11 protein-coding genes are annotated in these 15,824 nt (G+C 42.3%); 5 read left to right on the plus strand and 6 right to left on the minus strand.

The features are described 5' to 3' along the window. The first annotated feature begins 1 nt into the window (after position 1). On the plus strand, positions 2–1,486 hold the full coding sequence (gene glpK, locus FTU75_RS06830) for a glycerol kinase GlpK (RefSeq protein ID WP_180115500.1): 1,485 nt from the start codon (positions 2–4) through the stop codon (positions 1,484–1,486). Between the two features lie 69 nt (positions 1,487–1,555). On the opposite strand, the gene FTU75_RS06835 is transcribed toward glpK, so the two are convergent. The 3 genes from FTU75_RS06835 to FTU75_RS06845 all read right to left on the minus strand — a co-directional run bounded on the left by FTU75_RS06835 (position 1,556) and on the right by FTU75_RS06845 (position 5,000). After that, positions 1,556–3,082, minus strand: coding sequence for a DHA2 family efflux MFS transporter permease subunit (locus tag FTU75_RS06835; RefSeq protein WP_180115501.1), 1,527 nt, complete (start codon positions 3,080–3,082; stop codon positions 1,556–1,558). Positions 3,083–3,088: 6 nt separating this feature from the next. Further along, complete coding sequence (locus FTU75_RS06840; RefSeq protein ID WP_180115502.1) at positions 3,089–4,240, minus strand: efflux RND transporter periplasmic adaptor subunit; 1,152 nt, start codon at positions 4,238–4,240, stop codon at positions 3,089–3,091. A gap of 262 nt (positions 4,241–4,502) precedes the next feature. Beyond that, a complete protein-coding gene (locus tag FTU75_RS06845) occupies positions 4,503–5,000 on the minus strand; it encodes a thioesterase family protein (RefSeq protein WP_180115503.1) in 498 nt (165 codons plus the stop codon). A gap of 107 nt (positions 5,001–5,107) precedes the next feature. Here FTU75_RS06845 and hemB point away from each other — a divergent pair, with 107 nt between their 5' ends. Both hemB and thiO read left to right on the plus strand, forming a co-directional pair. After that, positions 5,108–6,121 (plus strand): porphobilinogen synthase, encoded by a 1,014-nt coding sequence (gene hemB / locus FTU75_RS06850; RefSeq protein ID WP_180115504.1) that lies wholly within the window; start codon positions 5,108–5,110, stop codon positions 6,119–6,121. A 137-nt stretch (positions 6,122–6,258) separates the two neighbouring features. Further along, the gene (thiO, locus tag FTU75_RS06855) at positions 6,259–7,383 is read left to right on the plus strand and encodes a glycine oxidase ThiO (RefSeq protein WP_180115505.1); all 1,125 of its coding nucleotides are present in this window, start codon (positions 6,259–6,261) and stop codon (positions 7,381–7,383) included. A 21-nt stretch (positions 7,384–7,404) separates the two neighbouring features. Here the strand turns inward: thiO and FTU75_RS06860 are convergent, their stop codons facing one another. The 3 genes from FTU75_RS06860 to FTU75_RS06870 form a co-directional block, all read right to left on the minus strand. Then, positions 7,405–8,340: a TIGR01777 family oxidoreductase gene (locus FTU75_RS06860; RefSeq protein ID WP_180115506.1), complete on the minus strand. Its 936-nt coding sequence runs from the start codon at positions 8,338–8,340 to the stop codon at positions 7,405–7,407. A gap of 66 nt (positions 8,341–8,406) precedes the next feature. Then, a complete protein-coding gene (locus FTU75_RS06865; RefSeq protein WP_180115507.1) occupies positions 8,407–8,856 on the minus strand; it encodes an ABZJ_00895 family protein in 450 nt (149 codons plus the stop codon). A gap of 395 nt (positions 8,857–9,251) precedes the next feature. Continuing rightward, the gene (locus FTU75_RS06870) at positions 9,252–10,196 is read right to left on the minus strand and encodes a GGDEF domain-containing protein (protein ID WP_180115508.1); all 945 of its coding nucleotides are present in this window, start codon (positions 10,194–10,196) and stop codon (positions 9,252–9,254) included. Between the two features lie 676 nt (positions 10,197–10,872). Between FTU75_RS06870 and FTU75_RS06875 the strand changes: the two genes are divergently transcribed. Further along, the gene (locus FTU75_RS06875) at positions 10,873–12,120 is read left to right on the plus strand and encodes an exonuclease SbcCD subunit D (protein ID WP_180115509.1); all 1,248 of its coding nucleotides are present in this window, start codon (positions 10,873–10,875) and stop codon (positions 12,118–12,120) included. A gap of 9 nt (positions 12,121–12,129) precedes the next feature. After that, positions 12,130–15,741 (plus strand): AAA family ATPase, encoded by a 3,612-nt coding sequence (locus FTU75_RS06880; RefSeq protein WP_180115510.1) that lies wholly within the window; start codon positions 12,130–12,132, stop codon positions 15,739–15,741. The last annotated feature ends 83 nt before the right edge of the window (positions 15,742–15,824 follow it).

Raw genomic sequence — 15,824 nt, forward strand, 5'->3', positions numbered from 1 at the left:
TATGAGCTTTTTATTGGCACTCGATCAAGGAACGACTTCAAGTCGCGCGATCATTTTTAACGAACATGGACAAGTTCAAGCTACAGCTCAACGGGAAACCCATATTCAAACTCCTCATTCGGGCTGGGTGGAGCAAGATGCTCAAGAAATTTGGAGTACACAAATTGCCGTCGTGCAACAAGCCCTCGCTTCTGCTCGTATCCTCGCCAAAGACATCAAAGCCATTGGCCTGACCAATCAGCGTGAAACCACTGTGGTTTGGGATAAACGCACAGGTCAACCCCTTGCTCCTGCAATTGTTTGGCAAGACCGCCGTGCAACCGAGTGGTGTGGACAACTGACCCAACAAAACCTCAATGACCTCATTCACAAAAAGACCGGTTTACGTATCGATCCCTATTTTAGTGCTGGCAAATTGGTTTGGTTATTAGAGCACACTCAAGGTCTACGTGAACTCGCAGAGCAAGGTCATGTGGCTTTTGGCACGATTGACAGTTGGTTGGTGTGGAACCTGACGCAAGGTGCAGAGCATGTGATTGAAGCCAGCAATGCCTCACGAACCATGCTAATGAACTTACAGCAACAAGCTTGGGATGAAGAACTCTTAGAATTATTCGATATTCCCCTGTCGGTCCTCCCTAAAATCATCAGTTCAGATGAATATATTGCAGATACCGCTACAGGTTTACTTGGCGCAAACATTCCCATTACCGGCATTTTAGGTGATCAGCAATCTGCGTTATTTGGACAGTCATGCTTTGACGTAGGAACAGCAAAAAATACCTATGGTACCGGCTGTTTCATGCTCTTTAACACCGGCACTGAAGTTCAATATAGCCACAATAAATTACTCTCAACCCTTGCATGGCAAGCTCAAGGTCAAGCCCATTATGCACTTGAAGGTAGTGTGTTTATGGCTGGCGCAATCGTGCAATGGCTGCGAGACGGTTTAGGGATTATTCAAAAAAGCAGTGATGTTGAAAAACTCGCGTGCCAAGTTGAACACACCGATGGCGTGGTTCTGGTTCCTGCCTTTACTGGGCTAGGCGCTCCGCATTGGGACAGTGATGCCCGTGCCCTCCTCTGCGGCATGTCACGTGGTACCAATAAATCCCACATAGCTCGTGCTGCCCTTGAGTCCATCGCCTTTCAAGTGTCGGATGTATTGACCGCCATACAGTCAGACCTGTCTAGTCCACTTAAAGAACTCAGGGTCGATGGCGGTGCCAGTAGCAATGATATGCTGATGCAATTTCAGGCCGATATTTTAAATGTGCCTGTACTGCGTCCTAAACTTTTAGAATCAACAGCATGGGGCGCTGCCGCAATGGCCGGACTCAAAGCAGGTGTGTTTTCAAACCTTGATGAAATTGCTGCATCATGGCAATTAGAACGTGCTTTTGAACCAAAAATGAATGCAGATCAACGTGAATTTCATTTGGCTCAGTGGCAATCTGCACTCAAACGGGCGCGCTCGGATCTTTGATTTTTTTCAATCAACGCCGTATGCAATATAAAACCGCTCGAATGAGCGGTTTTTTATACTTGATGTTATTTAGTGTGCATGAACGCCACCCACACCTGCTTTAGGTCGTGGACAGAGCCAAATGATCAGTGCAGCGAATATGAAGACACCTGCCAGAACTAAAAACACATGATTGGCTGAAAGCGTTAAGGCTTCTTTATCCACCAAACTGGAGATGTAACCCAATGCGGCTTCTGAACTCATTCCATGATTCACCAAGGTATTTTGTACCTCGGTAACATGTAAATTACTGACCATTTCACTGCGTGCGACTTTGGTGTGATCATCCCAAATGGTTACTGCAATCGACGCTCCAATTGCCCCTGCCATGGTTCTTAAGAAGTTCATCAAACCTGCCGCAGATGCCATGTCTTGTGGCAGTACCGATGCCAAGGCCATATTGGACAAAGGAATAAAGAAAAATGGCACGGCAAAACCTTGTAATATTTGCGGTAAAGCCAAAGCCATAAAGTCCGCATCCGTGGTCCAAAAGGCGCGCATAAGGGTTACACCACCCAAAATACTTAAACCAAAACTCGCCAAAGCACGTTGATCGTATTTGGTTGCAAGCTTCGCAACAATTGGCGACATGGTCAAACTACCGACGCCCATCGTTGCAGTGAGATAACCTGCCCACGTTGCGGTATAGCCCAAGTTGATTTGTAACCACTGCGGAATCAGGACAATACTGCCAAAGAAGGCACCAAAACCAAAGGCCAAAGCCAAGACCGAAATGGTAAAACTTCGGTACTTAAACAGCAGTATATTCACCACTGGATGCCGCTCAGTCAGCTCCCAAATCGTGAAAACGATCAGCCCAACAAATGCCGTCAGTGCCAGCACCACAATAAATGGATTATTAAACCAATCTCGTTCATGGCCCAAGTCCAACATCAACTGCAATGCACCGATCCACAACACCAACAGCAACAAACCTCCACGGTCTATTTTCAATTTTTGTGTAGGGGTTTCAGCCGTTTTCAGTAAGCGCATCGCTGCGATTGCACAGCCGATCCCAACTGGAATATTGATAAAGAAAATCCAATGCCAAGATAAATTATCACTGATCGTACCACCCAAAATTGGACCTAAAATAGGGCCAACTACAGTGGTCATTGCCCACATCCCCATGGCTTGGGATTGCTTTTCAGGAGGGAAAATGCGCATTAACAACGTTTGGCTCAGTGGCATAATCGGGCCACCAAATAAGCCTTGCCCAATTCGGCAAAACACCAACATTTCCAAACTGGTCGATAAACCACACAGTATCGAAAATACAGTAAAGCCAAACAGGCTGATCACAAAAACCCGTACAGAACCAAAGCGCCCAGCGAGCCAACCGGTTAATGGCACGCAAATCGCTTCTGCCACAGCATAGGAGGTAATGACCCATGTCCCTTGGGATGCCGACACTGCAAGACTACCGGTGATATGCGGCACTGAAACATTGGCAATGGTCATGTCGAGCACAACCATAAAGTTCGCCAACGCCAAGACCAAGGCAGCGAGAATCAGACGACCACCTTTTAGGTCAGTCATTTGCATTTGCTGATTCATAGGCAACTACTTCGATTTCAGGTCAATCGTCGCTTCCATAGATAGCCCCACACGGAGTGGGTGTTCTGCCAACTCTTTTGGATCTAAACGTATCCTTACAGGTAAACGCTGAACCACTTTAATCCAGTTTCCTGTGGCATTTTGTGCTGGAATCAAGGCAAATGCTGAACCTGTGCCACCAGAAAAACCGGTCACTGTGCCATTAAATTTAACTTTGTCACCATACAGATCAGACGTCAGCTCAACTTTTTGACCCGCTTGCACCCCTGCCAATTGGCTTTCTTTAAAGTTGGCATCGACATATAACTGAGAGACTGGCACCACCATCATTAATGACGTTCCCGGTGCAATGCGTTGCCCAACTTGAATATTGCGACGTGTCACTACACCATCAAAGGGTGCTTTAATTTGTGTACGTTCTAAGTCCAACTGAGCTTGTTGTAGACGTGCTTGCGCAACTAAAACATCTGGGGTTGAATTTTCATTGCTGTCTTGAATTAATGCATCATTTGCAGCTTTATTACTTTGTGCCGCTTTTTGACTAGATTTGGCTTGAGCGAGTCCTGCTTGTGCCAGATCAAAACTGGCTTTAGCGGTATTCACAGCACTCTGCGCTGTGCTTAATTCTTCTTTAGAAATCGCACCCGTAGCAGCCAATTGTTGACGACGTTGTAATTCATCTTGTGCTTTATTCAGATCGGCTTGTGCCTTGGCGACTTGTGCGCTTGCACTATGAATCGCATCATCACTGACAAAGATTTGTGAGTTTAAAGAGCTACTATTCGCCGCAGTTTGTTTGTATTGGCGTTTTGCTTTAAGTAATTCAGCCTGAGCTTGAGCTAAGGCAATTTCAGCATCACGAGCATCAATACGAACAAGCACATCGCCTTTTTTCACTTGCTGCGTATCACTCACCAAAACCTCTGCCACTTGCCCCGTGACCATCGAGGTAATCGACGCTGTTTCTGCACCGACATAGGCATTATCGGTACTGACGGAATGATTTAGAAATATTGACCAAATCAAATACATCACCAAAGCAATCACGATCAATACTGCCACTATACCAAGGCCTTTTTTTCTGCGTGCTTTTAATTCCTGATCGGTGGGCTGCTCTGTAGATGGGGTTTCTGGCAGGTTACTAACGGTATCTGTCATAGATTTGTCCTAAATCTAGCAGACTTGGTCATGGCATCATGAGCTTTGCAAAGCATGTCAACTTTGCTGTCAGATAATGGTGTCGTGAGAAAGTCTATCTTCTTCAATTTTCCGGCATTTTAAAGCTAAAAAATCATATCCTGAGAATAGAAAATGTAACTCGTCAGTCTTTTTTTCGTTGGCAACAGGATAAAATCATGCCCTGCTGCCAATACTGGACTTTATTTTTTCATTATTTTGAATGTGTTAACTTAAGAATGGCTTAATAGGCATACGATGCAATCGCTGTTGCAATCGCTTTACCTTCATCATTGACCATGGTCATACGCATGGTGCAGCCCTTACGACCTAAACGTAAGGTTTCAGCTCGTGCAACGAAATACTGTCCACGTCCTGGCGCTAAATAATCCACACGCATATCGACGGTCGCTAAGCGAGATACCTTTTTACTAGTTTCTACTAGATCTTCAGCTGTGGCCTTTTTATACAATTCTGCCATTGCAGAGATACCACCGATACTGTCGAGTAAGGTTGCCGCTACACCACCATGTAAAATTTGGAATGCGACATTTCCAATTAAATTACTGGCCATATCCACACGTGCTTCGATCTGACCATCGATCACCGTCATTTTCATGGCATTGTGTAAAAAAAATGGGGAGCTGTTAAATGCTTGAGCAATGTTATTTAATAAAGTATCGATTTCAATCTTCGAGTTTAGGTCAATATTACCGGTCCAACTCTTATTTACATCTGTCATAGCCTACTCGAATCGCTGTCATTGAATAAAAAAATAATACGGGGTGCGCCAAACCCTCATTATGCGTCTACAATAGTCAAAGTTTAATACTGATCAATGAGATTGTTATGACCTATACGTTCAATCGTCCAGCTTTTCCTGCTACCCGCATGCGTCGCATTCGTAAAAATGACCAGCTTCGTGCCATGGTGCGTGAAACTCAACTGACGACTGATCATCTCATTTATCCAGTATTTGTGTTGCCAGGCCAGCAACAAACTCAAGACATTCCAAGCATGCCAAACGTACAGCGTCTATCTGCTGACTTGTTACTAAAAAAGGCAGAACGTTTACTCGAATTGAGTGTTTCAAAATTAGCTTTGTTCCCAGTTACACCACAGGAAGATAAAAGCTTAACGGCTGAAGCAGCTTGGCGTGAAGATGGCTTAGTCCAAAGCACTATCCGCTTATTAAAAAAAGAACTACCAGAAATGGTTCTCATCACTGATGGTGCACTCGACCCATATACCACACATGGTCAAGACGGCATTATCGATGATTCCGGCTATGTACTGAATGATGAAACCGTTGAATGCTTAATTAAACAAGCACTCAGCCATGCCGAAGCGGGTGCAGATGTAGTTGCACCAAGTGACATGATGGATGGTCGTATCGGTGCGATTCGCCAAGCGCTTGAAGCCAATGGCCATATCTATACCAACATCATGGCCTATTCTGCAAAATATGCATCTAGCTTTTACGGTCCATTCCGTGATGCGGTAGGTTCTTCAAGCAACCTCAAAGGTGGCAATAAATATAACTATCAAATGGACATCGGTAACCGTGCAGAAGCTTTACATGAAATCGCACTGGATATCCAAGAAGGCGCCGACATGGTGATTGTAAAACCGGGTATGCCGTATTTAGATATCGTCCGTGAAGTCAAAGATAATTTCGGTGTTCCAACATTTGTCTATCAAGTGAGTGGCGAATACGCCATGTTGGCAGGTGCCATTCAAAATGGTTGGCTATCTGAAAACGTGATTATCGAATCGCTGATGAGCTGCCGCCGTGCAGGTGCAGATGGGATCTGGACTTACTTTGCTGAAGATGCAGCACTCATGTTGAAAGACATGAAATAACCTGCAAAGCCTTCCTGAAATGGTAACGTTCAGGAAGGCTTTTTTATATCTGTAAAATTTAAAAAACAGTCTTGGAAGAAAAACTTCGGCGTTGCTGAAGTTAAGATCAAACTCATACATTCATCGGTTAAAAGAACATGAATATTGCCATTATTGGGGCGGGTATTAGTGGTTTACTCAGCGCATTGGAACTCGTTGAACGCGGTTGTACGGTGACGATTTTTGACCAACAACGCACAGGTTCTGCCGCATCTTGGGCTGGTGGTGGCATCCTCTCCCCGATGTATCCTTGGCGATATCCCAATGAAGTCAATGCGCTCGCACGTTATGGCAAGCAGAGCTACCAAAAATGGAATGAAAAATTAAAACCGATCACTGGGATTGATTTTGAAATTCATGAAACTGGCATGTTGATTTTTGATGAAGATGATTTTGAAATTGGCTTAGATTATGCCCGTTTGCACCAAGACCCAATGCAACAGTCGGAATATTTACAATCCGAGCAAATTGAGCAGATTAATCCTCACATTTCAGCACGCTTTGCACATGGCATTTATTTTTCGCAATTAGCCAACATCCGTAATCCGCGACTTTTGCAGTCATTAACGGCTTATTTACAGCAGCATCCCAAAGTGATCATTCATGAACATTGCCCGATCCGCCAATTAAACCGTTCGGACAATCGTATCCAGTCCATCACCACCGCAGATGGCAAACAACATACAGCTGATCAATTCGTTATTACCACGGGCGCTTGGTCAGCCGCATGGAGTGAACAACTAGACATTGAGATACCCGTACAACCCGTGCAGGGACAAATGCTTCTCTTTAAAACTCCGCAGAACTGGTTGCCGACCATGTGCATGAATAAAGTCATGTACTTGATTCCACGCCAAGACGGTCATGTGGTTTGCGGCTCAAGTATGCGCCAATGTGGCTTTGATACTCAGACAACAAATACAACCTTGCAGCATATTCAAGAATCATGCTTTGACATGGTGCCAGAGCTTGCCAACTTTCCGATTGTGAAGTCTTGGGCTGGCCTGCGTCCATCTTCCCCTGAAGGGATTCCGTATATTGGGCAGATGCCAAATTTCGACAATCTATGGGCAAACTTTGGGCATTTTAGAAATGGTTTATGCATGGGACCTGCTTCAGCTCAGTTATTGGCTGAACTGATGACTGGGGAAACGCCTTCATTCAATGCAGACCACTATAGTCCGAGTCGCCTGTTTCAAGATGCATTGTTAAGCGTCGAATAATGGTCGATCCGTCAAATTCAACTAAGCCAATAAATCCTGCAAGGCTTCTTTTAACGTCGGAAATTTAAACTCAAAGCCTTGCTGTAATAAAGCAACTGGCTGAACCAATTGACCATTTAAAATTAATTGCGATTGCTCACCCAATAAAATTTTAAAAACAATTGCAGGCACATTGAGCCATGGCTTTTTCGCTAATTGACGTGCTGCAATCTGCGCAAACTGAGCCTGCGTCGATTTTTCAGGCGCAACTAAATTAAAAATATGCGGATCGATTGGCGTGGGTTCAAGCAACGCATGTTTTTTCTCAGCTTGTTTCATTAAAAACAGCATACTTCGGATCACATCTTGTATGTGTATCCACACAAAAGGCTGCCGACCAGAACCTATTTTATTGACCAAATTGAACTGAATCGGTCGCAACATTTGCGGTAAGATCCCGCCACCTTCAGCCAAGACCACACCTAGTCGTGTGATAATGGTATTTTGTTCAGGAAATTGGCGTGTGACTTGCTCCCAACTTTGGCATAGCTCTGACATAAAAATGGCTTGTGGTGCAGTATTTTCATCGCACACTTTTGTCCATTGTTCTTCAATATCAATACCATAATAGCCAACAGCCGAACCTGAAATAATGCATTTCGGAAAAATTTTACGTTTACGTAAATATTGATACAGCGCTTCCGTGGTTTTGACCCGACTTTCTAATAATTGCTGTTTACGCGTCTCTGTCCAGCGACCTTTGCCGATACTTTCACCTGCAAGATTAATCACATAATCAATTCTGTCATGAGGAATTTGATCGAGCTGCTGTACCCAAGTTAAATGTGGTGATTTAGAAATACGCCCAGCCTTACGACTGAGCCCAATCACTTTATAATCCGTAGCTAAAAGTGCCTTGATGAGATGTGTGCCAATAAAACCGCTGCCACCTGTCATCAGTACTGTGGGCTGATGCATAATTTGTTCTTATCTATATGAAATAATACTATTATCTATAGAACAAGATCACCAAACGATCAAGCTTTATGCACCAAACTTTTGAGCAGCCATCCGCTGTGCTTGCGGACCATAAAACCAATAGGTGATTAAATACAAAGGGATAGCCATCAGTAATAACATGATCACCATTAAACTCATAAACTGAGGATGTTGAACATAGAGCATTAAATTTTGCCAAATTTCAGGATTTTTTCTTGAAAAAATTGCGATACCCAAAAGTACAAAACCAAAATTATATAACCAAAAAATCAGGCTAAAACCTAGGGTAAATTTTTTACGTTCTGCCTGTGTCGGTGCTCTCTGATTTTTATTTAAAAACCGAAATAACACCACGATCATGGCAATCAGATAGGGTACGACCGTTAAAATACCACCCACACCCTGTGGCAATAATGCTGCGATCACACCGCAAATACAGGTCATGATTAAACAAATGAAAAAAAACAAGAAAAAATAACGTGTTAAAGACACCATGACCCTAACCCAAGAAGAAGTTGACACCTAGTATAAAAAAAAATGCATTTATTTTCATTTTCATGTCAACCAATCTGTAATCGACTACGTTATATAGGGTACAAGGTCTGTAGCAACCGATGATTTGGACGGCATCCACAATGTTTCGGTGACCTTTTTAAAAGCAATAAGTTTCATTTTGAATTTAAGTATGAACAGCAGCCATCACTTAAATTTAAAATCGATTTTTTGACCGACGATTTCATCATCACTCGAATCGTCGGTCTTTTATTTTGTGCCTTATGTATTCAGCATTTAATTTTTATATTCTACACCCCAAAAAAATCAGCCGATAAAATATCGACTGACTGAAAAATCTATGCAACTTTAAAATAAGTCACAACTGTAAATCTATGTTATGCAGCACAGTAGCGATTACGTCCCTGTCTTTTGGCTATATAGAGGTTTTTATCAACTTGATCCAGAAATTGCATTGGATTATCCAGATCTGAAGGAATAATGGTTTTTACCCCCATGCTGAGTGTGACGAGTTCCGACACTGCTGAGGCTTTATGCGGTAATCGTGCAGCACGCACGGCATCCATAATTCTATCGGCCATCACTGCTGCTGCGGCTTCATTGGTCTCTGGTAAAATCCAAGCAAATTCCTCGCCACCAAAACGCGCAACTAAATCACGAGGTCGTGTACAACAAGATTCCAAACTTTTAGCAATTTGACGCAGACATGTATCCCCAATCACATGACCATTCAAGTCATTGTATTGTTTAAAATAATCTAAATCGATCAAAATTAAACTCAGCGGCTTTTGCGTGCGGATTGCGTTTAACCATTCACGCTGGTAAAAGTCATCAAACAAACGTCGATTTGCAATACCAGTTAAGCCATCTTTATATGAATATTCTTCGAGCTGACGTTGCAATTTTTGTAGTTGTTCCTCTTGTTTTTTCCGCTCGGAAATATCAAACATAAAGCCGACAAGACAATCTACATCACCATTTGGTTTACGCACGACATGCACAACATCACGTATCCAAAGATATGAACCATCTTCTTTAAGTGCACGATAATCTGCTTCATGATCTATACCAGCCATCGACTGTGAAACACAATAATTCAGTACATAATTACGGTCTTCCTCGTGCATACGTGATGCCCAATCATCTACCGTTTTCCAACTACTTTGTTTCCAACCGAGTAACTTTTCAATTTGCGGTCCAATATAACTAAATGTTTTACTGTCCCAATCAATACACCAAGGAATGGCTAATGTAGACTCTAATAAAGTCTTATACACCATATTATTTGCAAGTTTTTCTTCATCAAAAGGATTATTTGGCATGTTGCATCTCCTGCTACTCCAAATGCAGGCAATATACCCGCTGTACAATAATTCACCTATATACAGGATTAGAACAACATTTTATATTCCTAGTTCTTGGTATTTTTTACCCTAATTTCAGATCTCAACTATTTGAAACGTGTAATCCATCAAAGAAAATATAACAACAATGAACCAGCCTACTATTTTGAAATTCAAAGTTCTGATACCAAGCGTTAAGTTGTCTATTATTCTGCCGTTTTTGGTTGGTCATTTACACGAGTTACAGGATTCCCTAATCAGTAACCCCAGACTTCATGGTGACCTCTTAGAAAGCTCTGTACAGACTCCACCGATGCATTGCATTACCAATACATTTACTCGTAGTTTTGAAGTTAAAGATTTCAACCAAATCACTAAGAAAAATCTGGTACAAGATGGCCAAATTGCTATAGAAAAATTTGTGATACTTGGATAATACTAGTAAGGCTATTTCATAAATCCAGCCCATAATACTTTTGCCTCCTGCAAGTGGATGCAAAGGCACATTAATGCAGTTATCGCATAGTTTAGATTGGGTACTTTGTAACTGTCGATAACGACTTAGTTGGACTGATGAATGATTAATCTCCCTCGTAAACATAACCATCTGTGATACTTTATAGCCCAATCAATTTTTTGATTTTTTGGTGCTTGCATGACTGTTCGTTTTTTTCATACTTCAGATTGGCATTTAGGACAATTTTTTCATAATCATGAGCGTGACTACGAGCACACCCAATTTTTAAATTGGTTACTTGAGCAAATCCAAGAAAAACAACCGAATGCATTACTGATTGCAGGCGATATTTTTGATGTGGTGAATCCAGCATCCAGTGCACAAAAACAACTGTATCAATTTTTAACCGATGCCCATGCTCTTGCCCCACATATGCAAACCTTGATGATTGCAGGTAACCACGATTCGGGTTATCGCATTGAACAGGTTGAGCCTTTTTTAGCGAAGTTTAATGCCAAAGCAGTGGGGATTATTTCAAAACAAAACCAGCAATTTGACCTCGATCGTTTACTTGTCCCGATTTATGATGCTAATAAAAACATCATTGCATGGTGTTTAACTTTACCTTATTTACGCAGTGCTGAAATCACAGGTTTAAATGAGCAAACCACCAACAGTCAAAATGCCATTGCTTATTTACATCAGCAGTTGATTGCGGCAGCAAAAGCTCGTAAACAGCCTGATCAGGCTTTGATTCTGATGTCACATGCACATATGCAAGGCGGTGAAACGTCTGATTCGGAACGCCCGATTGTGGTCGGTAATGAAGAAGCTTTATCAACAGCGTTGTTTGATGATGTGATTGATTATGTGGCACTTGGACACTTGCATAAACCGCAAAAAGTGGGACAAACGCATATTCGTTATAGTGGCTCACCTATTCCATTGTCATTTAGTGAACGAAATTATAAACATCAAGTGGTCGATGTCCGTATTGATCCTAAAGCAAGCGTAACTGAGCGCTACCAATACGAATCACTGATTATTCCTCGTACCGTTGATTTAATTCGGATTCGTGAAGAATTAAAAGATTTGATTAGTGCTGTACAAGCCTTACCGCAAGGTGAAATTGAACATTTAAATGCGCGACATTTTTTAGAGATCGAGTACACCACCGATGCACCGCCCCCTGTCGATTTACGTCAGCAAATTGAAATGGCACTACCTCCAAATCGTTATCGTTTGCTGCGGATTGCGCGCATCTATCAAAAGCAAACTGAGCAACATGATACTTTCACTACAGTCGATCTTAAACCACCAACGCCTGAACGACTGTTCTTGAATCTTTGGGAAAAGATGGGCTATGAGCAAGATGAATCGGTTAAACGTGATTTTTTAACATTACTCGAAGCCGCGCAACACGATTTGGATCAAAAAGTACAATAAGGATATGCCATGAAAATTTTACGACTCAGTTTAAACAACTTGGCATCTTTGGCGGGTGAACAACATATCCATTTTGAAAATAGTCCATTATCTCAAGCAGGTTTAATTGCGATTACGGGAAAAACAGGTGCAGGTAAATCCACGCTACTCGATGCCATGTGTTTAGCCCTCTATGACGAAGTACCTCGTCTGCGTGGTGCAGCGGGCAGTATTCGTGATGTTGGTGGTAAAGATATTTCCATTAAAGATTCCAAAAATATTTTGCGCCGTGGGACGACTTCAGGTTTTGCTGAACTCGAATTTATTGCCCTGGATGGCAAACGCTACCAAGCGCGTTGGGACATTAATCGTGCACGTAAAAAAGTCGATGGTAATCTTAAAGTTGAGCGCGCTGTCATCTGCCTTGATGACGGTACGACCCTGACCCAAAAAATCTCTGAAGTCACTCCACTGATCGAAAAGCTGATTGGTTTAAGTTTTGAACAATTTACTCGTGCGGTATTATTGGCACAATCTGAGGTTGGGGCATTTTTAAAAGCCAAAGATCATGAACGTGCCGACTTGTTGGAATATCTCACGAATTCGCAAATTTTTAGCGAAGTGAGTAAAAAAGCAGCAGATAAATATAGTGAAATCAAACAGCAACGTGCCGACTTGGAAAAACATATTGGACATTTAGAGATTTTATCGGAAGATGAACTCGCCACGCTCAATCAACAACATCACGCCATAAAACTTGCCTTACATCATTTAGTACAATCCGAAAAATTGCTCGAAAATGATCTGAAATGGCACAAAGATAAACATGAGCTATATGCAAGTGTTCAAGCGAAAAAAGAAGTCTATGATGTTCAAGTGGACGCTGATCTAAAACTGCAACCACAAAAAAAATTATTAGCACAATTGGATTCATTTCAGCCGATTCGTGCACAGTATGAGAGACAAAATGCTGCTCAACTGCAACTTAATCAATTGACACAAGCACTGAGAGATTTTCAGCCGCAGTTACAACAGGCTCAATCGCAACACGAACAAGCACTACAGCAATTACATCAAGCTGAGCAAAATGCGCAATTATGGCAAACACACCTCGAACAGCTTAAACCGCAATTAGAAATTGCGTATCAACTCGATCACGACATTCAAAGCAAAATTAAGCAACATCAGAGTGTTAAGCTTGAGCAACAACAATTTGCCCATCAACACGTTCAACCCCTTGAGCAACAATGCGCTCAGCAGCAAGCAAACTTAAATCAAGCGCTGCAACGCAATCAACAACTCGAACAACAACTCCAGCAACAACAGCAATGGGCAATTTTTGATGCAACATTTGCCACTACAGCACAACGTCTAGATGATTATGTACAGCAATATCAAGCTTTGAACAGCAAACAACCTGAATTATTGCAACAGTCAGTAGAGAGCTTGCAACAACAATACACTGACCTCAAACAACGTATGCAGTCATGGTCAGCGCAATACCAAGACATTGCCTTACTTGAGAAAAAAACGCAGCAAACTCAGCAAACATTGCAGCAGCAAGATCAAGCTACTCGCATTTTGGAACGTCTTGAACAACAAGCCACACACCTCTTACAGCACGAGCAACAATGTCAGCAATTGCAACGACAATTACAAGCCGATGCAAAAATTGCAGCGGATTTAAAACAGCAGACCATTACACAGCAGCAACACGTACAACTTAGCCAAACGTCTCTGCAACAACTCGAGCAAATGTTCGAACAGCAGCGTTTGCTGCAACATCAGAGTGTGCAAGATTTACGCGCCCAACTGAAACCGAATGAAGCCTGTATGGTCTGTGGTAGCCATGCTCATCCCTTTGTGGAACATAAAGATTTGCTGAAGCATGCTTTGGAACAATTGCAAGACCAACAATTACAGCAAGCCAAAAAAGATCACGAGCATCTGTGCAAACAGCTAAATCAATTAGAAATACAATCTTCAAAAATCGAAGCAACGACGCAGCAACAACAGCGTCAAATCGATGAACTCTCACAAAGCATCAGCGTTCAGAAGCATAAGTTTAACAATGAACTACGATCACAGCAGTTGGACTTTGATACACAGCAATCTTCTGCTGATCTTTTACAACAGATTCAAGTGGCTTTAGCGCGAACAACGCAAACAACGCAACAACTGCTTGATGATTTACAGCAAGATCAACACACCCTCCAAACATGGCGTTCAACACAGCGACAAGCTGAACAACTACAATATGGTATACAACAGCGACAACAACTCGAATACCTGATCGAACCTATTACTCAGCAACTTAATACCATGCAGCAACAGCATTGGCAGGCGCATCCACTTCATTATGCTCAACAGATCTTGCAGGAATTACAACAACGTCAGCAGTTATTGACGCTGATCAATGAGCAACAAAAACAGTGTGAGCAGTTGCAGGCTGAACAGAATCAACAGCAATTAAAACTTGAATTTTTACAAAAACAATCTCAGGAAAAATTAGATCAATTGGCAGAGATTTCTAGCGCTGGTAAACACTTACGTGAACAACTCAATACTCTGACCGAAACCTATGCAGGTCGTCAGTATCAGTATGTCAGCGAATGGCAAGCAACGCTTGATCGAGAACAGCAGCAATTACAACACGCAATTACTGAAATACGTCAGCAGCTCAAAGGCTCTGAAGACGTATTACAGCAATTGCTTTTAAAACAGCAAAATTTAAATAGTCAAATCAGCTTAAATACACAACAGCTTCAGCAGGCAAGCCAACACATTGCCACATGGCAAGAAACGCATCCTGATTTCTATCCAAGTCTTATTGAACAATGTTTGACGATTGACCATGACCAGCACCAAGACATCCGTCACAACTTATTGAATCATCAGTACACATTGGATACTGCCAAGACTTCATGGCAAACGCTTGAAGAACAGTATCAAAAGCATCTCAAACAACAGCCTGAACTCAGCTTTGAAGAGCTACAAAGCAAACTGATGACATTGGCATCGGAGAAAGCACAGCAGCAAAATGCGTTTAACGAAGCTGATGCGCAACTGCGTATGAATGCTAATAATCAAAGTAACTACGCCAAATATCAATCACAGATTGAGCAAATCAAAACTGAAGAATATCGTTGGGGTCGCATCTACGACTTAATTGGTCACAAAGAAGGCACGAAATTTAAGAAAATCGCCCAAGAGCATCATTTGGATATCTTGGTGGAATATGCTAACCAACAATTACAGCCTCTTTCACAGCGTTATCAATTACATCGTATTCCTGACAGTTTAAGTCTAGCGATTATCGACCTCGATATGAACAGCGAAGTCCGCCCTGTCCTCTCCCTATCTGGTGGTGAAACTTTCTTGGTATCTTTAGCGCTGGCTTTAGCGATTGCCAATATGGCGTCAGGCTCCATGAAGCTCGAATCACTGTTTATTGATGAAGGTTTTGGTACGCTTGACCCTGCCTCCTTACATATGGTGATGAATGCACTCGATCACTTACAAAGCCAGGGTCGTAAAGTTGTCTTGATCTCGCATGTACATGAAATGCATGAACGGATTCCAGTACAGATTCAAGTCAAACCTGTCGGTGCTGGTGCAAGTACCATTGAAGTTGTATGCTGAGTTCCTGAGTAAATGGTTAATCAATCTAACGATGCGTGATATTGACGATATTCAAAATTTGAGAGCTGATTAGAAAGCAAAGG

Origin of the sequence: Acinetobacter sp. YH12140, from assembly GCF_013418475.1 — a bacterium.
GTDB lineage: Bacteria > Pseudomonadota > Gammaproteobacteria > Pseudomonadales > Moraxellaceae > Acinetobacter > Acinetobacter amyesii.